The 22033-nt window shown below is 68.1% G+C and carries 19 protein-coding genes; 4 read left to right on the top strand and 15 right to left on the bottom strand.

The annotated features are described in order from the left end of the window. Positions 1-16: 16 nt before the first annotated feature. Together trpE and IBL25_RS00665 are read right to left on the bottom strand one after the other, a co-directional pair. Positions 17-1522 carry an anthranilate synthase component I gene (trpE, locus tag IBL25_RS00670; RefSeq protein ID WP_187776614.1) on the bottom strand — a complete coding sequence of 502 codons (1506 nt, stop codon included), beginning with the start codon at positions 1520-1522 and terminating at the stop codon, positions 17-19. Further along, a complete protein-coding gene (locus IBL25_RS00665) occupies positions 1519-3420 on the bottom strand; it encodes a peptidylprolyl isomerase (RefSeq protein ID WP_187776613.1) in 1902 nt (633 codons plus the stop codon). Before IBL25_RS00665 ends, trpE begins: the two co-directional genes overlap by 4 nt. Positions 3421-3550: 130 nt before the next feature. Here IBL25_RS00665 and tpiA point away from each other — a divergent pair, with 130 nt between their 5' ends. Both tpiA and IBL25_RS00655 read left to right on the top strand, forming a co-directional pair. Then, complete coding sequence (gene tpiA, locus IBL25_RS00660; RefSeq protein ID WP_187776720.1) at positions 3551-4285, top strand: triose-phosphate isomerase; 735 nt, start codon at positions 3551-3553, stop codon at positions 4283-4285. Positions 4286-4331: 46 nt separating this feature from the next. Further along, positions 4332-5726, top strand: a complete 1395-nt coding sequence (locus tag IBL25_RS00655; protein ID WP_187776612.1) for a dipeptidase — start codon at positions 4332-4334, stop codon at positions 5724-5726. Here the strand turns inward: IBL25_RS00655 and IBL25_RS00650 are convergent. The 13 genes from IBL25_RS00650 to hutC form a co-directional block, all read right to left on the bottom strand. Continuing rightward, entirely contained in the window at positions 5723-6790 is a 1068-nt protein-coding gene (locus tag IBL25_RS00650) for a threonine aldolase family protein (RefSeq protein WP_187776611.1), read from the bottom strand. The genes IBL25_RS00655 and IBL25_RS00650 overlap by 4 nt on opposite strands. 57 nt (positions 6791-6847) lie before the next feature. Continuing rightward, positions 6848-7075 (bottom strand): hypothetical protein, encoded by a 228-nt coding sequence (locus IBL25_RS00645; RefSeq protein WP_187776610.1) that lies wholly within the window; start codon positions 7073-7075, stop codon positions 6848-6850. A 41-nt stretch (positions 7076-7116) separates the two neighbouring features. Beyond that, positions 7117-7599, bottom strand: a complete 483-nt coding sequence (locus IBL25_RS00640; RefSeq protein ID WP_187776609.1) for a type II toxin-antitoxin system RatA family toxin — start codon at positions 7597-7599, stop codon at positions 7117-7119. Continuing rightward, positions 7599-8612, bottom strand: a complete 1014-nt coding sequence (lipA, locus tag IBL25_RS00635; protein ID WP_187776608.1) for a lipoyl synthase — start codon at positions 8610-8612, stop codon at positions 7599-7601. Before lipA ends, IBL25_RS00640 begins: the two co-directional genes overlap by 1 nt. A gap of 98 nt (positions 8613-8710) precedes the next feature. Next, the gene (gene lpdA / locus IBL25_RS00630) at positions 8711-10105 is read right to left on the bottom strand and encodes a dihydrolipoyl dehydrogenase (RefSeq protein WP_187776607.1); all 1395 of its coding nucleotides are present in this window, start codon (positions 10103-10105) and stop codon (positions 8711-8713) included. Positions 10106-10121: 16 nt separating this feature from the next. Then, positions 10122-10610 (bottom strand): GNAT family N-acetyltransferase, encoded by a 489-nt coding sequence (locus IBL25_RS00625; RefSeq protein ID WP_187776606.1) that lies wholly within the window; start codon positions 10608-10610, stop codon positions 10122-10124. Further along, complete coding sequence (locus IBL25_RS00620) at positions 10607-11917, bottom strand: pyruvate dehydrogenase complex dihydrolipoamide acetyltransferase (protein ID WP_187776605.1); 1311 nt, start codon at positions 11915-11917, stop codon at positions 10607-10609. Before IBL25_RS00620 ends, IBL25_RS00625 begins: the two co-directional genes overlap by 4 nt. Positions 11918-11931: 14 nt before the next feature. Next, positions 11932-13347 carry a pyruvate dehydrogenase complex E1 component subunit beta gene (locus IBL25_RS00615; protein ID WP_187776604.1) on the bottom strand — a complete coding sequence of 472 codons (1416 nt, stop codon included), beginning with the start codon at positions 13345-13347 and terminating at the stop codon, positions 11932-11934. 1 nt (position 13348) lies between these two features. Beyond that, positions 13349-14383, bottom strand: a complete 1035-nt coding sequence (gene pdhA, locus IBL25_RS00610) for a pyruvate dehydrogenase (acetyl-transferring) E1 component subunit alpha (protein WP_187776603.1) — start codon at positions 14381-14383, stop codon at positions 13349-13351. A gap of 249 nt (positions 14384-14632) precedes the next feature. Then, complete coding sequence (gene hutI, locus IBL25_RS00605; RefSeq protein ID WP_187776602.1) at positions 14633-15826, bottom strand: imidazolonepropionase; 1194 nt, start codon at positions 15824-15826, stop codon at positions 14633-14635. 5 nt (positions 15827-15831) lie between these two features. Beyond that, a complete protein-coding gene (gene hutH, locus IBL25_RS00600; protein WP_187776601.1) occupies positions 15832-17334 on the bottom strand; it encodes a histidine ammonia-lyase in 1503 nt (500 codons plus the stop codon). Beyond that, positions 17331-19007 (bottom strand): urocanate hydratase, encoded by a 1677-nt coding sequence (gene hutU / locus IBL25_RS00595; RefSeq protein ID WP_187776600.1) that lies wholly within the window; start codon positions 19005-19007, stop codon positions 17331-17333. The genes hutH and hutU overlap by 4 nt, the downstream gene beginning before the upstream one ends. Positions 19008-19020: 13 nt before the next feature. Further along, positions 19021-19740 carry a histidine utilization repressor gene (gene hutC, locus IBL25_RS00590; protein WP_187776599.1) on the bottom strand — a complete coding sequence of 240 codons (720 nt, stop codon included), beginning with the start codon at positions 19738-19740 and terminating at the stop codon, positions 19021-19023. A gap of 77 nt (positions 19741-19817) precedes the next feature. On the opposite strand from hutC, the gene IBL25_RS00585 reads away from it, so the two are divergent. Beyond that, the gene (locus IBL25_RS00585; protein WP_187776598.1) at positions 19818-21197 is read left to right on the top strand and encodes a formimidoylglutamate deiminase; all 1380 of its coding nucleotides are present in this window, start codon (positions 19818-19820) and stop codon (positions 21195-21197) included. After that, the gene (locus IBL25_RS00580; protein ID WP_187776597.1) at positions 21194-22033 is read left to right on the top strand and encodes a GNAT family N-acetyltransferase; all 840 of its coding nucleotides are present in this window, start codon (positions 21194-21196) and stop codon (positions 22031-22033) included. The genes IBL25_RS00585 and IBL25_RS00580 overlap by 4 nt, the downstream gene beginning before the upstream one ends.

The following is a 22033-nucleotide window of genomic DNA, read 5'->3' as shown; positions in this document are numbered from 1 at the left end:
GCGGTCGCGGCGAGGCTCATCGCCCGCCGGCGGCAAAGCGCACCGCCTCCTCCGCCGCGCGCACCAGCCCGCGCGCCTTGGCTTTCGTTTCCTCGTATTCGGCCACCGGGTCGGAATCCGCCACCACGCCGCAGCCGGCCTGGATATGCATGACGCCGTCCTTCACCAGCGCCATCCGCAGCGCGATGCAGGTATCCATGCTGCCATCGGCACCGAAATAGCCGATGCCGCCGGCATAAAGGCCGCGCCGGGAAGGCTCCAACTCCTCGATGATCTGCATGGCCCGCACCTTCGGCGCGCCGGAGAGCGTACCGGCCGGGAAGCCGGCGGACAGCGCGTCCAGCGCCGTCAGCCCATCCCGCAGGCGGCCGCGCACCTCGCTGGCGATGTGCATGACCTGGCTGTAGCGCTCGATGTTGAAGCTTTGCGTCACCTTCACGGTGCCGATCTCCGACACCCGGCCCACGTCGTTGCGGCCGAGGTCGAGCAGCATCAGGTGCTCGGCGCGCTCCTTCTCATCGGCCAGAAGCTCGACTTCCAGCGCCTTGTCCTGCTCCGGCGTCGCGCCACGCGGGCGCGTACCGGCGAGGGGGCGCACCGTGACCTCGCCATCCCGCAGCCGCACCAGGATCTCCGGGCTGGCGGCCACGGCGGCGTAACCGCCGAAGTCGAAATAGACCAGGAAGGGCGCCGGGTTGATCCGCCGCAGCGCCCGGTAGAGCGCGAAGGGCGGCAGCGCGAAGGGGATCGAGAAGCGCTGGCTCGGCACGATCTGGAAGCAGTCGCCGGCCCGGATGTATTCCTTGGCGCGCTCCACCACCGAGAGGAACTCGTCCTTGGTGAAGTTGGAGGAAGGCTCGGCCAGCGGCGGCAGGCGTGCGGGCGGCGCCGGGCGCGGCACGGGGCGGTCCAGCGCGGCCTCGGCCTCGTCCAGCCGCGCCTGGGCGGCGTCCCAGGCGGCCTGCGGGTCCACGCCAGGCCAGACCGGGGTGATCAGCGTCAGCGTGTCCCGCACATGGTCGAAGGCCAGCACCAGCGTCGGGCGGATCATCACCGCTTCCGGGATGCCGATGACATCGGGCTTCAGGCTCGGCAGCACTTCCATGTGCCGCACCATGTCATAGCCAAGGTAGCCGAAGAGGCCGGCGCCGATCGGCGGCAGCCCGGCCGGCACCGGCAGGCGGCTGGCCTCGATCTGCTCGGCCAGGCTTTCCATCACCGGCTTGTCCACCGGCTCGAAGGCATGAGGGGCGGAAAGGGCGTGCCGGTTGATCTCGGCGCGGCCGTCGCGGCAGCGCCAGATCAGGTCGGGCGCCATGCCAATGGCGGAATAGCGGCCGCGCGCGGCGCCACCCTCGACGCTCTCGAACAGGAAAGCGTTCGGGCGGCCTTCCGCCAGCTTCAGGAAGGTTCCGACAGGGGTGTCCAGGTCCGCCACTCTCTCCCGCCACAGCACCTGCCCCTGGCCGGCAGCGAGGCCAGCGGCGAAGGTGGCGAAGTCGAGGTTGCGGTGGGCGTTCATCGGGCGGAAACCTGTCCCATCATGGTTGGGTTGATCGTAACGTTGGCGTTGCGGCGCAGCGCCTCAAGGTACTGGGCCTCAAGGTCGCCGAGCATGGACTGCTCGACATCCGAGCGGACCCGGCCGAGGCCGAGAGGATCGGCATCGGGATCGACGCGGACAATGTCCACGACCTGACCGACAGCGAAGCCATCGGCGGTTTCGGCCATGGTCGCCTCATTAGGCGCCGTGGCGAAGAGGGGCGCCAGCAGTTCCGGCGGCGGGCTGTTCGCGCCCTGCTGGTCCGGCTGGCGCGGGAAGGGGCCGGCGCGGCGGGTGGCGAGGCCAGCTTCGCGCGCCGCGTCCTGCAGGCTCTTGCCATCCTTGACGGCGGCGAGCAGCGCCGCCGCCCGTTCTTCCTGACTGCGGCGGCGGGCGTCCCGCGTCCAGGCGGCGCGAACCTCGTCCTGCACCTGCTCGAAAGGCTTCAGGGCGGCCGGGATCACTTCCTGCAGATCGAAGGCGAAGAGGCCAACCTGACCGGCCTCGGCCAGGCGCGGCGCCTGCCCAGGCTCGGCGGCGAAGATGGCACGCAGGGCGACATCCCGTCCGCTGCCGTCCAGATGCAAGTTGGCGGGGGTGCCCTCCTGGGTCTGGCCGCGCGAATCGATCACCACCTTCTCGACGGGCAGGCCGAAGCGCTGGGCCACTTCTTCCAGTGTCGCGCCGCCAGCGAGGGCATCCTCCACCTCATTGGCGCGCTCGTAAGCGAGGTCCGCCGCCTTCTCGCGGCGGAGGTCGGCCGCCACCTGCTCGCGCACCTCCTCGAAACTCCGGGACTGTCCCGGCTCGATGGCCGTCACCTTCAGCACGTGCCAGCCGAAGGCGGTCTGCACCGGCTCGCTGACGCCATTGGCATCCAGGGCGAAGGCGGCATCCGCCAGCTCCGGCACCGGCAGCGAGGCACGGTCCAGCGTGCCCAGCGTCAGGGCCTGGCCGCCGCCGGCCTGCGCGGCCTGCTCGACATCGGCGAAGCTGGCGCCACCGCGCCACTCGGCGGCGATCTTCTCGGCGGCCTCGCGGCTCTGCATCACCGCCTGTTCCAGCGTGCGGCGCTCCGGCGTCTCGAACTGCGCACGGTGCGCCTCGAAGGAGGCGCGCAGGTCCTGCTCGCTGGGCTGCACCTCTTCCGCCACCGTGGCGGGGGAAAGGGCCGCCACCGTCACGCGGCGGTACTCGGGCGCCGAGAAACGCTCGGGGTTGTTCTCATGGAAGCGGCGGAGTTGCGCCTCCTCAGGCGCCGCGGGCTCCGGCGCGGCGGAGAGCGGCAGCATGGCCAGCTCGGCCACCCGGCGCTCACCCTGCCACATCAGCAGCGGCTTGGTCAGCGCATCCGGCCCGGCGGCGCCGGCGCGCACCGCGCCCACCAGCTGCTGCCGTTGCAGGTCGGCGCGCAGCAGCGCCAGGAATTCCGGCTCGGACAGGCCGTTGTTGCGCAGGAACTGGTCCAGCAGTAGGCGGCTGAAACGGCCATCCGTGCCCTGGAAGGCCGGGATGCTCCAGACATAGTTCTGCACCGCCTGGTCTGGCGCCACCACACCCAGGCGTTCGGCCTCCTGCCGCTGCACCCGGTCCATGATCAGGTTCTCCACCGCGCGGCGGGCCACCTGCTCCGACAGTTGCGGCGTGATCTCGAAGGAGCTGCCCACCTGGCGCTGGATGCGGGCGATCTCCCGCCGCGTGGCGAGCTGCGCCTCGGGCAGTTCGATGGCCTCGCCGTTCACCCGGGCCACCGCGTCATCGGTGCCGAATTTCCGCACGACGTCCTCGATGCCCCAGATCCCGAAGGACAGGATCAGCAGCAGGAAGAGAGCCTTGGCAAACCAGGTGCCGGCCAGCCGGCGCATCGCAGTGAGCATCGTATTCCGCGCAAAGAGGAAAGTGTGGCGGACCATAGGGAAAAGGGGGACGGTTGCCAAACGCCACCGCCACGGGTAGCGCCTTGGGCAACGATTTGTCGAAAAAAGGAAGGCCTGGATGACCCCTGGTGTGCGCCCCCTGATCGCGGGTAACTGGAAGATGCATGGAACCCTGGCCTCGGCCCGGGAGCTGGCCGCTGGCGTCGCCGCGGGCGCGGCCCCTGCTGCCGACCTGCTGGTTTGTCCGCCCTTCCTGCACCTTTCGGCCGTGGCCGAAGCCCTGGTCGGCAGCGCCGTCGCGCTCGGTGCGCAGGACTGCCATGCCCAGCCGAAGGGCGCACATACCGGTGATGTCTCGGCCCCCATGCTGGCCGATCTCGGTGCCCGCTTCGTGATCCTGGGCCATTCCGAGCGCCGTGCCGACCATGGCGAAAGCGATGCCGTGGTGCTGGCCAAGACCGGGGCCGCGCTGGCTGCGGGCCTGACGCCAGTGGTCTGCGTGGGCGAGAGCGAGGCCCAGCGCCTTGCCGGGGAAGCCGAGGCAGTCGTCGCCGCGCAACTGGCCGGCAGCCTGCCGGAAGGCTTCGCCAGTGCCGGCGGTGTGGTGGCCTATGAGCCCGTCTGGGCCATCGGCACCGGCCGCACCCCGACCGAAGCCGACATCGCCGCCATGCATGCCCGCATCCGCCAGGAGCTGGAAGGTCGCTTCGGCTCCGCTGGCGGCACGCTGCGCATCCTCTACGGCGGCTCGGTGAAGCCGGGCAATGCCAAGGCCATCCTGGCGCTGCCGCATGTGGATGGCGCGCTGGTGGGTGGCGCCAGCCTGGTGGCGGGTGACTTCCTGGGCATCGCCGCGGCGGTCTGAGGCAGGCTTGCGCCGGGTTGGGCCCGGCGCGACACTCGGCCTTACCATGCCGAATCATCATCTCGATCAGGTCCTCGCCGCGCTGGACGCGGCGCGGGCCGAAACGGAAGCCAGCCTTATCGAGTGGCTGCGCATCCCCAGCATCAGCGCCCAGCCCGCCCATGCGCCGGATTGCCGCCGCGCCGCGACCTGGATGGGCAGCCAGCTTGAGGCCCTTGGCTTCTCCGTCGGGCTGCGCGAAACGCCGACGCATCCTGTCGTCCTCGCCACGCATCCTGGCCCAGGCCCGGATGCGCCGCATGTGCTGATCTACGGCCATTACGACGTGCAGCCGCCGGAGCCGCTGGAGCTCTGGACCAGCCCGCCCTTCGAGCCCGCCATCGTGGATGGTCCGCGCGGCAAGCGCCTGGTGGCGCGTGGCGCGGTGGACGACAAGGGCCAGTGCCTGACCTGGCTCTCCGCCCTGCGCGCCTGGAACAAGGTGGCCGGCGGCCCGCCCGTGCGTGTGACGGTGCTGGTGGAAGGCGAGGAAGAGGTGGGCAGCCCCAACCTCGATGCCGTGCTGAAAGCCGAGAAGGATCTGCTGGCCGCCGACGTGATCGTGGTCAGCGACACCAATATGTGGGCGCCGGGCGTGCCGGCCCTGACCGTCAGCCTGCGCGGCATGGTCTATACGCAGATCGACCTGCGCGTTGGCAGCCGCGACCTGCATTCCGGCCTCTACGGCAATTCCGCCGGCAATGCGCTCAACATCCTGACGCGCGTGCTGGGCGACCTGAAGGACGAGAACGGCCGCATCAAGATCCCCGGCTTCTATGATGGCGTGATCGAGCCCGGCCCCAACCAGCGCGCCGATTGGGAGGCTCTAAACTTCGACGAGGCCGCCTTCCTGGGCCAGAACGGCTTGTCCGTGCCGGGTGGCGAGAAGGGGCGGGGCGCGCTGGAGCGTCTCTGGGCGCGGCCGACCGCCGACGTCAACGGCATCTGGGGCGGCTACATGGGCGAGGGGTCCAAGACCGTCATCGCCTGCGAGGGCCATGCCAAGCTCTCCTGTCGCCTGGTGCCGGGCCAGGAGCCGGAGAAGATCATCGAGGGCATCCGCCAGTTCGTGCAGGAGCGCATCCCGGCCGATGCCAGCTTCGAGCTGCAATGCTTCGCCAGCACCCCAGGTCTCTCCATCCCGACTGATTCGCCCCATCTGGCGGCGGCGCGGCTGGCGCTGGAGGAGGAATTCGGCAAGCCACCCGTGCTGGCCGGCGGCGGTGGCTCCATCCCGGTGGTGGAGAGCTTCAAGCGTATCCTCGGGCTGGACAGCCTGCTGATGGGCTTCGGCCTGGATGACGACCAGGTGCACAGCCCGAACGAGAAGTTCGAGCTGTCCTGCCTGCACAGCGGCGCCCGCAGCCATGCGCGGCTGCTGGCGCGGCTGGCGAAGGGTTAAGCGGCCGCGACCGCTTCCCGGATCGTGGCCAGGGTCTCATCGACCATGGCCGCGGTCACGTCGAGATGCAGGCAGGCGCGGATGCGCCCGCCCAGCATCGAGATCTGGATGCCCTGCATCCGCAGCGTCGCCACCAGCTTGGTGGCGTTAATGCCGGCGCCGGCCGGGTCGAAGAAGACCAGGTTAGTGTCGGGCTCCTCCACCGCCATGCCGGGGATCTGGCGCAGGCCGCGGGCCAGCGCCTTGGCATTGGCGTGATCCTCGGCCAGCCGGTCGATGTGGTGGTCCAGCGCATGGATGCAGGCGGCGGCGCAGATGCCGGCCTGACGCATCGAGCCACCGAGCCGCTGCTTCCAGCGCCAGGCGTTGCCGATGAATTCCTCCGACCCCGCCAATACCGCGCCCAGCGGCGCGCCCAGGCCCTTGGTGAAGTCCAGCCAGACCGAATCGAAGCCCGCCACCATCTCGGCGGCCGGAATGCCGGAGGCGACGACGGCATTCATCAGCCGGGCACCGTCCATGTGGGTGGACCAGCCCTGTTCCCGCGCCACGGCCACCACGGCATCCAGTTCCGTCTGCGGCCACACGCCGCCGCCGCCGATATTGGCGGTCTGTTCCACTTCCAACAGCCGCTGCGGCGGAGCGTAGCGGGTGGCGGGGCGGATGGCGGCGCGCAGCGTCTCCGCGCTGAACATGCCACGCGCGCCCTGCAGCGGGTTGATCTGCACACCAGCCAGCGCCGCGTGCACGCCGCCTTCGCTGGAAAGGATATGCGCCGTCTCATGCGCCAGCACTTCCTCACCAGGGCGGCAATGCGTGAGGATGGCGACGACATTGCACATGGTGCCGGAGGGCAGGAACATCGCCGCCTCCTTGCCCATCAGAGCCGCCATGCGGTCGCAGAGTTCATTGACGGTGGGGTCGTCGCCGAACTGCTCGTCACCCACCTCGGCGGCCATCATGGCCTCCCGCATCGCGGCGGTCGGGCGGGTCTGGGTATCGGAATAGAGATTGATACGGACAGGCGGCGCGCCGGCAGGAGGGCGGGCGGGAGCATGGACCATGGGGCGGAAACCTTTGCGCGGGTGCGGCAAGGGCCGGCCCGGCCGGCCCGGAGCGGATCAGTCGGACATCTCGCGCCACATGTAGAGCGCGGTTTTTGCGAGGAAGATAAGGCCCGTGATGACGGTCCCGATCATGAGCGCCACGCCGAGATAACCCCAGAAAGCGGCGTCATAGGCTGGCAGCCAGTTCAACCAGGAGACCGTCTCGCGCATAACGCGCACATGCGGTTCCACCCAGTAGAGGCCGAAGGCAAAAAAGCCGCAGAGGAAGAGGTATTTCAGCATGGCACCGCCATCCTCGCCTCTTCCCTGCAGCCCGGCAAGGCTCAGGCTCCTGTCGAGGGCTTCGGCGCCGTTGTGGCCTGCGCGGCAGGCGCACTACGGCCATAGAGCATCATGGCCCGCCGTTCGAAGCTGCGGACCATCAGGCGCACGGCTTCATTGAACACCACACCGATCACGGCCTGTAGCAGGGCGCTGCGGAACTCGAAATCGACAAAGAAGTCCACCTCCGTGCCGCCCTGCACCGGAGTGAACTTCCAGGTGTTGTTCAGGTAGCGAAAGGGGCCGTTCTCGTACTTCACCCGCACCTCATGCGGGCGGTCGAGCTGCACGCGGGAGCGGAAGGTCTCCCGGAACAGCTTGAAGCCGATGGTCAGGTCGGCCACCAGCTCCGTCTCGGTTTGGCTGACGACGCGGGCCCCCACACACCAGGGCAGGAACTCCGGGTAGCGGCGCACATCCGCCACCAGATCAAACAGCTGATCGGGCGTATAGCGCAGGATGCGCTTCTCGGCATGGGTCGGCATCAGACCGCGCTGATCCGGGTGATGGCCTGCAACTTGGCGTTCCGCGCATCGCGCAAGGCCGCGAAATCCCGGTCCGCATGGTAGGAGGAGCGGGTGAGGGGTGTAGCGGAAACCAACAGGAACCCCTTGCTGCGCGCCAGCCGGGCGTAGTCCTCGAATTCGGCGGGCTCGACGAAACGGTCCACGGCGGCGTGCTTCACCGTGGGCTGCAAGTATTGGCCGATCGTCAGGAAGTCGATGTCGGCACTGCGCATGTCGTCCATCACCTGCAGCACCTCGATCTTCTCCTCTCCCAGGCCCACCATCACGCCGGACTTGGTGAAGATGGACGGGTCCAGTTCCTTCACCCGGTCCAGCAGGCGCAGCGAGTGGAAGTAACGCGCCCCGGGGCGGATGGTCGGGTAGAGCTTCGGCACCGTCTCCAGATTGTGATTGAAGACATCCGGGCGCGCTTCCACCACCACTTCCAGGGCGCCGTCCTTGCGCAGGAAGTCGGGCGTCAGGATCTCAATGGTGGTTTCGGGCGCCGCGATGCGGATGGCGCGGATCACCGCGGCGAAATGCGCGGCGCCGCCATCCTTCAGGTCGTCCCGGTCCACGCTGGTGATCACCACGTGCCGCAGGCCAAGCTGCGCTACCGCATCGGCGACCCGGCGCGGCTCATCGGCGTCCAGTGCCTTGGGCATGCCGGTGGTGATGTTGCAGAAGGAGCAGGCGCGGGTGCAGATCTCGCCCATGATCATCATGGTGGCGTGACGCTGGGACCAGCATTCCCCGATATTCGGGCAGGCCGCTTCCTCGCACACCGTCACCAGCTTGTTGTCGCGCATCAGGTTGCGCGTCTCGTGGTAGATCGGGTGCGTCGGCGCCTTGACGCGGATCCAGTCCGGCTTGCGCTTGATCGGGTTGTCCGGCCGATGCGCCTTTTCCGGGTGCCGCAGGGGCTTGGGGGCGCCATCGGTGTTGGACACGGCGCCACCGGCCCGGTGGTCGATCAGGATGCGGGTGGCCATGCGGGAGTCCTGGTCCTCTGCCGGGTGGGTAGAGGGGCCCGGCTGCCTGTCTATAAAGCGGATGCGCCCCGGAAGGCGAGGCGCATCCCCACTCGGCCCTAGATGTGGATCACCCGACCGAAGGCATCAAGCACCGCTTCATGCATAGCTTCCGAGACGGTGGGGTGGGGAAAGACGGTGTGCATCAGTTCCGCTTCCGTCGTCTCCAGCGTCCGGGCGATCGTGTAGCCCTGGATCATCTCGGTGACTTCCGGGCCCACCATATGGGCGCCCAGCAGCGCGCCGGTCTTGGCGTCGAAGACCGTCTTCACGAAGCCTTCCGGCTCCCCGAGCGCGATGGCCTTGCCATTGCCGATAAAGGGGAAGCGGCCGACCTTCACGTCATGGCCGGCTTCCTTGGCACGGGCCTCGGTCATGCCCACGGAGGCGACCTGCGGGCGGCAATAGGTGCAGCCCGGGATATTGCCGACCTCCATCGGATGAGGATGCTGCCCGGCAATTGCCTCCACCACGATGATGCCCTCATGGCTGGCCTTATGCGCCAGCCAGGGGGCGCCGGTCAGGTCGCCGATGGCATAAACGCCATCCTCGCCCGTGCGGCCATATTCATCCGTGATGACATGGGTCCGCTCGACCTTCACCTTGGTGCCTTCAAGGCCGATATTCTCGACATTGCCGACAATGCCGACGGCCGAGATCAGCCGGTCCGCAGTGATCTCCTGCACCTTGCCATCCACCTCGACAATGGTGGTGATGCTGTCGCCGTTCTTGCGGACGCCCTGCACCTTGGCGCCGACCAGCACCTTCATCTTCTGCTTCTCGAAGGACTTCTTCACGAAGGCCGAGACCTCTGCGTCCTCCACCGGCAGGATGCGGTCCATGGCTTCGATCAGCGTGACCTCGGCGCCCATGTTCAGGAAGAAGGAGGCGAATTCGGAGCCAATGGCGCCGGAGCCGATTACCACCAGCTTCTTCGGCATGATGTCGGGCGCCAGGGCCTCACGGTAGGACCAGATCAGCTTGCCGTCCGGCTCGATGCCGGGGATGACGCGGGCGCGGGCGCCGGTGGCCAGGATGATGTTCTTGGCCTCGATATCGGCGACAGGTTTGCCATCCTTGGTGACGGAGAGCTTGCCCTTGCCGGCCAGCTTGCCGTGGCCATCGAAGACCGTGACCTTGTTCTTCTTCAGCAGGCCCTTCACGCCGGCGGAAAGCTGGCCGGCCACCTGGCGGGAGCGCTTCACCACCTTGGCGAAGTCGTAGCGGATATTGTCCGCTGCGAAGCCATACTGGTCCAGGCTGTGCAGCAGGTGGTTGATCTCGCTGGCCCGCAGCAGCGCTTTGGTGGGGATGCAGCCCCAGTTGAGGCAGATGCCGCCCAGGTGTTCGCGCTCCACCAGCGCCACCTTCATCTTCAGCTGCGCGGCGCGAATGGCGGCGACATAGCCACCGGGGCCACCGCCCACCACAACCAGGTCGAACTGCTCGGCCATGTTCTGCTTGTCCTCGTCAGCCCTGGGCGGCGAGCGCGTGCAGCGCTTCGCCGGCAAGGCGTTGATCGGTCCACTCGTCCTGCCCGACCGCGCCGATCCGCCGATAGAAGGCGATGGCCGGCTCGTTCCAGTCGAGCACGCTCCACTCCACCCGGGCATGGCCCTCGGCCACGGCCCGCTTCGCGACATCCTGGAAGAAGGCGCGGCCAATGCCGAGGCGGCGGTGCTCCGGCTCGACGAACACGTCCTCGATCCAGTAGCCGGCGCGGCCGGTGAAGGTGCTGAAGGTCTCGTAATAGAGGCAGAAGCCGACGGGTTCACCGTCGACTTCCGCGATCAGGCCCTGCACCCGCCTGGTGGCCAGGGCGCCGTAGAAATCCTGCACCGTGGCGCGGGCCTCGTGCCCCAGCTTCTCATACTCCGCCAGGGCGAGCACGAGGCGATGGACCGTCTCGGCATCGCGCGGCTTGGCCTCGCGGATGGAGAAGCCGGGATGCCCGGTCACAGCATCAGGCTCAGCGGGTCCTCGACCACCTTCTTGAAGGCGGCGATGAACTCGGCGGCCAGGGCGCCATCGACCACGCGGTGGTCGACGGAGAGGGTGCAGGTCATGACGGTCGCGATGGCCAGGGCACCGTTCTTCACCACCGGGCGCTGCTCCCCGGCGGAGACCGCCAGGATGCCGGCCTGCGGCGGGTTGATGATGGCCGAGAAGTCCTTCACCCCGAACATGCCCATGTTAGAGATGGAGAAGCCGCCACCCTGGAACTCCTCGGGCTTCAGCTTGCCGGCCTTGGCGCGGGCGGCCAGGTCCTTCATCTCGCTGCTGATCGCCGCCAAGCCCTTCTGGTCGGCCTTGCGGATGATCGGCGTGATCAGCCCGTCTGGGATGGACACGGCCACCGAGATGTCTACGTCGTGGTACTGGATGATCGCGTCATCGGTCCAGGAGGCGTTGACGTTCGGGTACTGCCGCAGCACCCGCGCCACCGCCTTGATGACGAGGTCGTTAACCGAGAGCTTGAAGGCGCCCGGACCCTCCTTCGGCGCGCGGGCATTGAGGTCGGCGCGCAGCTTCAGCAGCGCGTCGATCTCGATATCCATCGTGACGTAGAAGTGCGGGACGGTCTGCTTGCTCTCGCTCAGCCGCCGCGCGATCACCTTGCGCATGCTGCTGTTCGGCACGGACGTATGCGGCGCCGTGATGGCGGGGGTAGGGGCCTTCGGCGCGGGCGCCGGGGCGGCGGCCTGCGGCTGCGCGGAAGGTGCCGCCGCCTGCGGCTGCGCCGCCGGCTTGGGCGCGGAGGAAGCACCCTCCACATCCGCCTTCACGATGCGGCCATTGGGGCCGGAGCCCTTGATGCCCGAGAGGTCGATGCCGGCCTGCTGCGCCATCCGCTTCGCGAGCGGGGAGGCGAAGACGCGGTCGCCGGAAGCCTGCGCGGCCGGGGCCGGCTTGCTGTCCTGCGCCGGGGCGGCCTTGGGCTGCTCGGCGGGGGCGGGCTTGCTGTCCGGCGTGGCTTCCTGCTTCGGCGCCGCCTTGGGGGCATCGCCGGAGGGAACTTCCTCGCCTTCCTCGACCAGGATGCCGATCGGGTCGTTGACCTTCACGCCTTCCGTGCCGTCCTGCACCAGGATCTTGCCAAGGACGCCTTCATCGACGGCCTCAAATTCCATGGTGGCCTTGTCGGTCTCGATCTCGGCGATCACATCGCCGGCCTTGACCGCCTCGCCTTCTTTCTTCAGCCAGCGCGCCAGCGTCCCCTCCGTCATGGTGGGGGAGAGGGCGGGCATCAGGATGTTGGTGGCCATCGTCCCGCTTCCTCTTACTTCTTGTAGGTGACGCTCTTGGCCGCGTTGACCACGTGTTCCACGGTCGGCAGCGCAAGCTTCTCAAGGTTAGCCGCGTAGGGCATCGGCACGTCCAGGCCCGCCACGCGCGCCGGAGGCGCGTCGAGATAGTCGAAGGCGTTCTCGATGACCTGCATGGCCACCTCGCCGCCGATGCCGGAGAAGGCCCAGCCTTCCTCGACCGTGACAAGCCGGTTGGTCTTCTTTACCGACTCCACGATGGTGTCGATGTCCAGCGGGCGGATGGTCCGTAGGTTGATGACCTCGGCCTCGATGCCTTCCTCGGCCAGCTTCTCGGCGGCCTTCAGCGCCAGCCCGACCTCGATGGAGAAGGCGACGATGGTGACATCCTTGCCCTTCCGCTCGATCTTGGCCTTGCCGATGGGCAGGATGAAGTCCTCGTCCACCGGGCATTCAAAGCTCTGCCCGTAGAGGATCTCATTCTCCAGGAAGACCACCGGGTTCGGGTCGCGGATGGCGGCGCGCAGCAGGCCCTTGGCATCGGCCGAGGACCAGGGCGCCACCACCTTCAGGCCCGGCACATGCGCGTACCAGGAGGCGTAGCACTGGGAGTGCTGCGCCGCCACGCGCGCCGCCGCGCCGTTCGGCCCGCGGAACACGATGGGGCAGCCGAGCTGGCCGCCGGACATGTACAGCGTCTTGGCGGCGCTGTTGATGATCTGGTCGATGGCCTGCATGGAGAAGTTGAAGGTCATGAACTCGACGATCGGGCGCAGGCCCGACATCGCCGCGCCCACCGCCATGCCGGTGAAACCGTGCTCGGTGATGGGCGTGTCCACCACGCGCCGCGGGCCGAATTCGTCCAGCAGGCCCTGGGAGACCTTGTAGGCGCCCTGGTACTGCGCGACTTCCTCGCCCAGCAGGAAGACGTTCTCGTCGCGGCGCATCTCGGCGGCCATGGCATCGCGCAGCGCCTCGCGCACCGTGATGCTCTTGGTCTCGCCCCACTCGCGCTCGGGCTCCGGCGTCGCAGCCTTGGTCTCGGCCGCGGCGCCCTCGTTGCGCGCGGTGCCGCGCGCGGCGACGGCGCCGGAGTCCTCGGCGTCCTTGGCCACCTGGCCCGTCTCGCCCCCGGCGCGGGTGGCGTTGGAGACCGGCTGCTCCGGCCCATGCCCGGCATTCTGGCTATCGCCGCCATCCAGCTCGGCGATGGCGGAATTCACCTGCACACCCTCGGTGCCCTCGGCCACCAGGAGCTTGGTGATCTGGCCCTCGTCCACGGCTTCCACTTCCATGGTCGCCTTGTCGGTCTCGATCTCGGCGATCACGTCACCGGCGGCGACGGTATCGCCTTCCTTCTTCAGCCACCGGGCCAGCTTCCCCTCCGTCATGGTCGGGGAGAGGGCGGGCATCAAAATCGTCGCACCCATCTCAGCGGGCCTCCAGCAGAACGTCGGTCCAGAGTTCGCTCTCGTCCGGCTCGGGCGAGGTCTGGGCGAACTCGGCAGCATCGGCCACGATGGCCTTGATCTCGTCGTCGACCTTCTTGATCTCGGCCTCGTCCAGGCCGCCGTCGAGCAGGATCTTGCGCACGCTCTCGATCGGGTCGTGCAGCTCGCGCATCTTCTGCACTTCCTCGCGCGTGCGGTACTTCGCGGGGTCGGACATGGAGTGGCCGCGATAGCGGTAGGTCTTCATCTCGAGGATGTAGGGGCCGTTGCCGGCGCGGCAGTGCGCCACGGCGCGCTGGCCGGCCTCGCGCACCGCCTGCACGTCCATGCCGTCCACCTGCTCACCCGGGATGCCCCAGGGCGCGCCGTCCTTGGAACGGTCCTTGGAGGCGGACGCGCGCTCGGCGCTGGTGCCCATGCCGTACTTGTTGTTCTCGATGATGTAGACGACCGGCAGCTTCATCAGGGCGGCGAGGTTGTAGCTCTCGAAGACCTGGCCCTGGTTGGCGGCGCCGTCACCGTAGTAGGTCAGGCAGACCATGCCGTCGTTACGGTACATATTGGCAAAGGCCAGGCCGGTGCCCAGCGACACCTGCGCGCCCACGATGCCATGGCCGCCGAAGAAGCCCTTCTCGCGGCTGAACATGTGCATGGAGCCGCCCTTGCCCTTGGAGTAGCCGCCGGCACGCCCGGTCAGCTCCGCCATGACACCGCGGGATTCCATGCCGGTGGCCAGCATATGGCCGTGGTCCCGGTAGGAGGTGATGACCTGATCGCCCGGCTGAAGGCACATCTGCATGCCCACGACCACGGCTTCCTGGCCAATGTAGAGATGGCAGAAGCCGCCGATCAGGCCCATGCCATACAGCTGGCCTGCCTTTTCCTCGAACCGTCGGATCAGGAGCATGTCGCGATAGGCCTGGAGCAACTGCTCCTTTGAAAGGCCATTTGTGCCCGCGGAAGGTGCCGCCTTGCCGCGACGCTTGGTGGTTGCCGCTTCAGCGCCCTGAACCATACGGCTGCTCCTGCAAATTGGCCGCGCCGCGCGATATTGGCAGCGCCGCTGCACGCAGATACGTGGCCGGTGGCGTGACTGCAAGCTTCCAGCATCCGCTAAGTCATTGATGCTGCGCTGCAATATGGATATTAACCTGAACTAGGTTAAAGATAAACGAAGTCTTGTATAAGATATCTTATGACTAAGCGGGCGCAACTTCTTAGCCTTACGAAGCCGTGATTGTTTGTGCGCGTATGAGATTAACGGCTACTCACCTCCGACAAACCGGCCCGTGCAGGGATTATAGCCGAGCCAGTAACAAAGCTCAGCCGGGCGGCCGATCCGGAACAAGGCCAGGTCACAGCGCAGGCCAGGCCTCAGCATGCCACGGTCCTGAAGCCCAAGGGCCGCTGCCGCATGGCGGGTGATGCCAAGCAGCGCCTCCTCCACCGTCAGCCGGAAGAGGGTGCAGCCCATGTTCAGCATCAGCAGCAAAGACCGCGCGGGCGAGGAGCCAGGGTTCATGTCGGTGGAAAGCGCCATCCGCAGACCCGCCCGCCGCATGGCCGCGATGTCCGGGTGCTTGGCTTCGCGCAGGAAGTAGGTCGCGCCGGGAAGCAGCACGGCCACGGTGCCGGCCTCGGCCATAGCGCGCAGCCCTGCGGCGTTGGCATGTTCCAGGTGGTCGGCTGAAAGCGCCCCATGCGCGGCCGCCAGCGCCGCACCGCCCAGGTCGGACAACTGGTCCGCGTGCAACTTCACAGGCAGGCCAGCGGCCCGTGCCGCCGCGAAGACCATCGCCGTCTGGGCTGGCGAGAAGGCGATGTTCTCGCAGAAGGCGTCCACGGCATCGGCCAGCCCGATGGAGGCGGGAATGATCTCCTGCGCGACATGGCGGGCGTAAGCCTCGGCGCCCCCGGCGAAATCGGGTGGCACCGCATGGGCCGCCAGAAGCGTCGTGACAACCTGCACCGGCTCAGCCTCGCCCAGGCGCCGCGCGACGCGCAGCATCTTCAGCTCGCTCTCCAGTTGCAGGCCATAGCCTGACTTGATCTCGGCCGTGGTAACGCCTTCGGCCATCAGCCCTTGCAGGCGCGGCAGGGCGCTGTCGAACAACTCCTTGCTGCTGGCGCAGCGCGTGGCACGGACGCTGGAAAAGATGCCGCCGCCAGCACGGGCAATCTGCTCGTAGGTCGCGCCCGCCAGCCGCTGCTCGAACTCCCCGGCGCGGTTGCCGCCGAAGACCAGATGGGTATGGCAGTCGATCAACCCGGGTAGAATCCAGGCGCCGGCACAGTCCACCGTTTCGGCAGCCTGTCCGGGCAGGTCGGCCCGAGGGCCGACCCAGGCGATGCGCCCATCCTTGGCCGCCACCGCGCCGTCCTCAATCACGCCCAGCGGTGCCTCCGGTGGGCCATCCATGGTGGCGAGATGCGCGTTGAGCCACACCCGGTCGAACATGGGCTTCAGATCCCTTCTGCCATCCGGGCGAAAGCGCCCCGTTCGACCAGCCGCTTCACGGCGGCGATATCGGGGGCCATCAGCCGATCCTCGTCCCAGGGTGCCGCCTGCTCCCGCACCAGCGCCAAGGCCATCTCGAGCGCTGGGGAGGAGGTGAGGGGCCGATGGAAGCCGATGCCCTGCGCCGCCGCCAGCAATTCGATGGCTAGGATGCCGGCGGTGTTATCCGCCATTTCCGCCAGGCGCAGCGCGGCGCCGGTGGCCATGCTGACATGGTCCTCCTGGTTGGCGCTGGTAGGTAGGCTGTCCACGCTTCGCGGATGCGCCAGGGACTTGTTCTCGCTGGCCAGGGCCGCTGCCGTGACCTGGGCGATCATGAAGCCGGAATTCAGCCCGCCCTCCCGCACCAGGAAAGCCGGCAGGCCGGACAGGGCCGGGTCCGTCAGCAGCGCGATGCGCCGTTCAGCCAGCGCGCCGATCTCGGCCAGGGCCAGGGCGGTGTTGTCGGCGGCGAAGGCCACAGGCTCCGCATGGAAGTTGCCGCCGGAAAGCACCTCGCCCTCCGCCGTCACCAGCGGATTGTCGGTGACCGCATTCGCTTCCCGCTCCAGCACCTGGGCGGCATGGTCAAGCTGGTCAATGCAGGCGCCCATGACCTGTGGCTGGCACCGCAGGCAATAAGGGTCCTGCACCCGCGTATCGCCGGTCCGGTGGCTTTCACGGATGGCGCTGCCGTCCAGCAGGCCCCGCAGGGCGGCAGCGGCGCGGATCTGGCCCGGCTGGCCGCGCAGCGCGTGGATGCGGGGGTCGAAAGGTGTGTCCGAACCCCGCGCGGCATCCACGCTCATGGCGCCGGAGGCGAGGGCGGTGCGCAGCAGCATCCGGGTCGTGAAGAGTCCCGCGAGCGCCAGGGCGGTGGAAACCTGGGTGCCGTTCAGCAGCGCCAGACCTTCCTTGGGCCCCAGGGCCAGCGGCGTCAGTCCGGCATGGCGCAAGGCCTCGGCACCCGGCACCACCGCGCCGCCCACCAGTGCCTCGCCTTCGCCAATCAGCACCAGCGAAAGATGCGCCAGCGGCGCCAGGTCTCCGGAGGCGCCGACCGAACCCTTGGCGGGGATCGCTGGCAGCACATCGGCGCGCAGCAGGGCCAGCAGCGCCTCAATAACAACGGGCCGCACCGCCGAGGCGCCCCGCGCCAGGGACATCGCCTTCAGCGCCAGGATCAGCCGCACCACCGGTGCCGGCAGCAGCGGGCCGGTGCCGGAAGCATGGCTTCGCAGCAGGTTGAGCTGCAGCTTGGCGAGGTCGGCGCTGCCGATGCGCTGGCTCGCCAGCTTGCCGAAGCCGGTATTGACGCCATAGAGCGCCTCACCCTGCTCGATGCGTCCGGCCAGGGCACTGACGGAGGCCTCGACCGGCGCCTGCCAGCCGGCGGGAAGCTCCAGTGCTTCCCCCTGCATGATGGCCTGGAGGTGCTCCAGGTTCGCGGAACCGGGTGTGACGATCATGCCGCACCGCCGATCATCGGCAGGTCCAGCCCGAATTCTCGCGCGCAATCGATGGCGATGTCATAGCCCGCATCGGCATGGCGCATCACACCGGTCGCCGGGTCGTTCCAGAGCACCCGCTTCAGGCGCCGGGCGGCATCCGGCGTGCCATCGGCCACGATCACCATGCCGGAATGCTGTGAATAGCCCATGCCGACGCCGCCGCCATGGTGCAGCGACACCCAGGTGGCGCCGGATGCGGTATTCAGGAGGGCGTTCAAAAGAGGCCAGTCAGACACGGCATCCGTTCCGTCCAGCATGGATTCCGTCTCACGGTTAGGGGAGGCGACGGAACCGGAATCCAGATGATCACGGCCGATCACGATGGGTGCCGACAATTCGCCCCGGGCGACCATCTCATTGAAGGCCAGCCCCAGGCGGTGCCGCTGACCCAGGCCAACCCAACAGATGCGCGCCGGCAGGCCCTGGAAGTGGATGCGCTCCTGCGCCATGTCCAGCCAGCGGTGCAGGTGCTTGTCGTCCGGGATCAGCTCGCGGACCTTGGCGTCGGTCTTGCGGATATCCTCCGGGTCGCCCGACAGCGCAGCCCAGCGGAAGGGACCGATGCCGCGGCAGAAGAGCGGCCGGATATAGGCCGGCACGAAGCCTGGAAAGCCAAAGGCATCAGCCAGGCCTTCATCCTTGGCCATCTGGCGGATGTTGTTGCCGTAATCCAGCACGGCGCTGCCCATCTTCTTGAAGTCCAGCATGGCCTGTACATGCGCCACCATGCTGCGCTTGGCGGCGGCGGCCACGGCCTGCGGGTCGGCCTCGCGCTTCGCTTCCCATTCCGCCACCGTCCAGCCCGCGGGCAGGTATCCATTGGCGGGGTCATGCGCGCTGGTCTGGTCCGTCACGATGTCGGGCACCACGCCGCGCTTCACCAGCTCCGGGAAGATCTCGGCGGCATTGCCGAGCAGGCCGACGCTGATCGCCTTCTTCTCGATGCAGGCGGCGCCGATCATCGCCAGTGCCTGGTCCAGCGAGGTGGCGCTGTGGTCGAGATAGCCTGTCTCCAGCCGCTTCTCGATGCGCGAGGCCTGGCATTCCACCGCCAGCACGCAGGCACCGGCAAAGACGCCGGCCAGCGGCTGCGCGCCGCCCATGCCGCCTAGCCCGGCGGTGAGAATCCAGCGGCCGGAAAGGTCACCGCCGAAGTGCTGCCGGCCAGCTTCGGCGAAGGTCTCGAAGGTGCCCTGAACGATGCCCTGGGTGCCGATGTAGATCCAGGAACCGGCTGTCATCTGCCCGTACATCATCAGCCCGGCACGATCGAGCTTGGTGAAGTGTTCCCAGTTCGCCCAGTTCGGCACGAGGTTGGAATTGGCGATCAGCACGCGCGGCGCATCGGCATGGGTCTCGAAGACGCCGACCGGCTTGCCGGACTGAACCAGCAGGGTCTGCGTTTCCGTCAGCCGCTTCAGCGTGGAAACGATGCTCTCGTAGCTCTTCCAATCCCGCGCCGCGCGGCCGATGCCGCCATAGACCACCAGTTCACCGGGGCGTTCGGCGACCTCGTCGTCCAGGTTGTTCATCAGCATGCGCATCGCCGCCTCGGTGGTCCAGTGGCGGGCGGTCAGTTCGGCGCCGCGTGGCGCGCGAATGGCGGGGGCGTTGCGGAAACGATCCTGCATGGGGCTGCTTCTTTCAGCGCAAGGCGCCGCCGAGGCGGTAGCGGCTTCCGGGATGGGTCAGCCAGGCCCGCGTCGCCACCAGGCGCCGCGACCAGGTGCGGCGGTGGATCAGCAGGCATGGCTCGTCAGGGGTGATGCCTAGCGACGCGATGGCCGCCGCATCGGGGCGGACGGCCTCCACCACATGCTCCACGCGCTCGGCCGGCGCGCAGGCCATGAGATGGGCATAGGGGGTGGTGCGGGTGAAATCCTGGTCCAGGTAATCCGGCGCGATCACCGGGTTCACCAGCCGGTCCTCCAGTTGCACCGGCACATCGTCCTCGAGATGAACGATGCGGCTGTGGAAGAGGGGGCTACCCTCCGGCACGCCGAAGGCGACTGCCAGTTCAACATCGGCGAGGCGGCGGCCCAGGGCCTCAACCCGCATGGCGTGGACATGGCCGCGCTCCGTGATCTCGCCCGCGATGTCGCGCAGTTCTAGCAAGGCTGACTGCGGGGGCCCGCTGGCAACGAAGGTGCCCACGCCCTGCACGCGCTTCAGCAGGCCGGCATCCGCGAGTTCCCGCAGGGCACGGCCGACGGTGACGCGGGAATGGCCGGTCAGGCGGACCAGTTCATTCTCGGACGGGACCCGGTGCTCGGCCGACCATTCGCCGCTGCGCACACGCTCCAGGATGAAGCTCTTGATCTGCTGGTAGCGGGGGGCGGTGGGGTCGAGGTCGGGCTGCGCCATGGCTCTCATGTTGGTTGTATTGACAACCTTCGTCAACCTGAAAAGATGCTCCCACTGCAAGACAGGGATTCCTCGCCATGCCGCGATTCCATGCTGCCCAAGCACTGCTGCCGAGCGGCTGGGTCCGCGATGTGCTGGTGGAGGCCGATGATGCCGGCACCATCCTGTCGGCCTCGCCAGATAGCCCTGCCGCAGATGCGGTAAGGCTTTCGGGCGTGGTCATTCCCGGAGTGCCGAACCTGCATTCCCACGCCTTCCAGCGCGCGATGGCGGGGTTGGCCGAGCGCCGCTCCCCGCCGGATGCGCGGGATGCGGAAGGTGGCGAGGATTCCTTCTGGACCTGGCGCCAGACCATGTACCGCTTCGTGGGGCGCATGACTCCCGAAGACGCCGAAGCCGTGGCCGCGCAGCTTTACGTGGAGTGCCTGGAATGGGGCTTCACGAATGTTGCCGAATTCCACTACCTGCATCATCAGCCGGATGGCACGCCCTATGCCGCACCGGCGGAGATGGCGCTGCGGCACCTGGAGGCCGCGCGGCTAGCCGGTATCGGCATCACCTTGCTGCCGAGCCTCTACCGCCACGGCGGCATCTTCGGAAAAGAGCCGGCGCCCGGCCAGCGCCGCTTCCTGAATGACCTGGATGGCTACTGGCGCATCGTCGAGGATGTCCGCTCCGCCATTGCCGGCGATGCACAGGCGGGCCTGGGCCTCGCGCCGCATTCCCTGCGTGCCGTGACGCCGGCCATGCTGGCTGAACTCGCGTCCTTCAATGGACCCATCCACATCCATGCCGCCGAACAGTTACGCGAAGTGGCGGAATGCGAGGCCGCAACCGGCGCGCGCCCGGTGCAGTGGCTGCTGGATCATGCGCCGCTGGATGCCCGTTGGTGCCTGATCCACTCGACCCATATGACCGATGCCGAAGCCATGGCGCTGGCGGCCACCGGTGCGGTTGTTGGGTTGTGCCCTACCACAGAGGCTTCGCTGGGTGATGGGGTCTTTAACTATCCTGCCTACGCGAAAGCAAAAGGCCGGTTCGGTTTCGGCACTGACAGCCATGTCGGAACATCGCCGCGCGACGAGATGCGCCAACTCGAAACCAGCCAGAGGCTGGCGCGGCATGTGCGCTCCGTCGCGACCGACGTCGCCCGCCCACATCCTGGCCTGAACCTGCTGAAGGCAGCCCTGGCGGGCGGGGCGCAGGTCAGCGCGCGCGCCATAGGCGCCATCACGCCCGGTCAGCGTTGCGACCTTGTGGAACTGGACCCGGATCATCCGGCCCTGGCCGGCCTTGAGGGCGATACCCTGCTGGACGCCTGGGTCTTCAGCGGCCAGGGCAACCCAGTGCGCTCCGTGGTCTTTGGTGGGCATGAGGTTGTCCGGGAGGGCCAGCACATCAGGCGCGAAGAAATCCTTGCCCGTTTCCGCGCCGCCATGGTGCGACTGTCCGCATGAGGCCTGCCATCCGTATAGCCGGGGCTGCCGAGCTGGCGGTCATGGCCGAATGGGCCGCTCAGGAAGGGTGGAATCCTGGCCTGGCCGATACCGCCGCCTTTCTCGCCGCCGACCCGGAAGGCTTCCTGCTGGCCGAGGATACCCATGGCCGGCCAGCCGCCTGTATCTCCGCCGTGCGCCAGGGCAAGGGCTTCGGCTTCATCGGCTTCTATATCGTGCGGCCCGATCTGCGCGGGCAGGGGCTGGGCATGGCGCTGTGGCGGCACGCGATGGAGCGGCTGGCCGGGCGGGTGGTCGGGCTCGATGGTGTCGTGGCGCGGCAGGCGGATTACGCCTGTTCTGGCTTCCGCACCGCCTGGCGCAATGTCCGCTACGCGGCACGGCCCCAGGCGGTCGGCGGCGGGCAGGGGCAGGTGGTGCCGGCTGCGAGCTTGCCTTTCGAAGCACTTTCCGCCCTGGACGCCTCGGTTCTGCCGGCGCCGCGCGAGGATTTCCTGCGGGTCTGGCTCAGCACTCCGGGCCACCGCGCGCTGGCAGTCATGCGGGATGGCGTCCTCGCCGGCTTCGGCGTGCTACGCCCGAGCCAGGATGGCGCCCGTATCGGGCCGTTGACCGCAGCCGATGCGCCGAGCGCCCGCGCCTTGTTCGACGCCCTGATCGAAGGGCAGCCCGGCCCCATCTTTCTGGACCTGCCCGAACCCAATGCCGCGGCTGTCGCCATGGCGGAAGCCGCCGGTATGCAGCCGGTGTTCGAAACTGCCCGCATGTATGTGGGCCAGGCCCCAGCCATTCCACTGGAACGCGCCTTCGGCCTGGCTAGCTTCGAGCTTGGCTGA

The sequence above is a fragment of the Pseudoroseomonas ludipueritiae genome (assembly GCF_014490445.1).
In the GTDB taxonomy this organism is placed as follows: Bacteria; Pseudomonadota; Alphaproteobacteria; order Acetobacterales; family Acetobacteraceae; genus Pseudoroseomonas; species Pseudoroseomonas ludipueritiae.
The sequence above is the reverse complement of the archived record's forward strand: the minus strand, read 5'-3'. Positions and strand labels throughout refer to the sequence as shown.

Coding starts and splice junctions, on each gene's coding strand:
- hutU (WP_187776600.1), bottom strand. CDS start 19,007: ATGCAGGATCGTTTCCGCAACGCCCCCGCCATTCGCGCGCCACGCGGC.
- trpE (WP_187776614.1), bottom strand. CDS start 1,522: ATGAACGCCCACCGCAACCTCGACTTCGCCACCTTCGCCGCTGGCCTC.
- IBL25_RS00640 (WP_187776609.1), bottom strand. CDS start 7,599: ATGCCGACCCATGCCGAGAAGCGCATCCTGCGCTATACGCCCGATCAG.
- IBL25_RS00620 (WP_187776605.1), bottom strand. CDS start 11,917: ATGGCCACCAACATCCTGATGCCCGCCCTCTCCCCCACCATGACGGAG.
- lpdA (WP_187776607.1), bottom strand. CDS start 10,105: ATGGCCGAGCAGTTCGACCTGGTTGTGGTGGGCGGTGGCCCCGGTGGC.
- IBL25_RS00665 (WP_187776613.1), bottom strand. CDS start 3,420: ATGCTCACTGCGATGCGCCGGCTGGCCGGCACCTGGTTTGCCAAGGCT.
- IBL25_RS00650 (WP_187776611.1), bottom strand. CDS start 6,790: ATGGTCCATGCTCCCGCCCGCCCTCCTGCCGGCGCGCCGCCTGTCCGT.
- IBL25_RS00655 (WP_187776612.1), top strand. CDS start 4,332: ATGCCGAATCATCATCTCGATCAGGTCCTCGCCGCGCTGGACGCGGCG.
- lipA (WP_187776608.1), bottom strand. CDS start 8,612: ATGGCCACCCGCATCCTGATCGACCACCGGGCCGGTGGCGCCGTGTCC.
- hutC (WP_187776599.1), bottom strand. CDS start 19,740: ATGGCGCAGCCCGACCTCGACCCCACCGCCCCCCGCTACCAGCAGATC.
- pdhA (WP_187776603.1), bottom strand. CDS start 14,383: ATGGTTCAGGGCGCTGAAGCGGCAACCACCAAGCGTCGCGGCAAGGCG.
- hutH (WP_187776601.1), bottom strand. CDS start 17,334: ATGATCGTCACACCCGGTTCCGCGAACCTGGAGCACCTCCAGGCCATC.
- IBL25_RS00585 (WP_187776598.1), top strand. CDS start 19,818: ATGCCGCGATTCCATGCTGCCCAAGCACTGCTGCCGAGCGGCTGGGTC.
- IBL25_RS00580 (WP_187776597.1), top strand. CDS start 21,194: ATGAGGCCTGCCATCCGTATAGCCGGGGCTGCCGAGCTGGCGGTCATG.
- IBL25_RS00615 (WP_187776604.1), bottom strand. CDS start 13,347: ATGGGTGCGACGATTTTGATGCCCGCCCTCTCCCCGACCATGACGGAG.
- IBL25_RS00645 (WP_187776610.1), bottom strand. CDS start 7,075: ATGCTGAAATACCTCTTCCTCTGCGGCTTTTTTGCCTTCGGCCTCTAC.
- hutI (WP_187776602.1), bottom strand. CDS start 15,826: ATGTTCGACCGGGTGTGGCTCAACGCGCATCTCGCCACCATGGATGGC.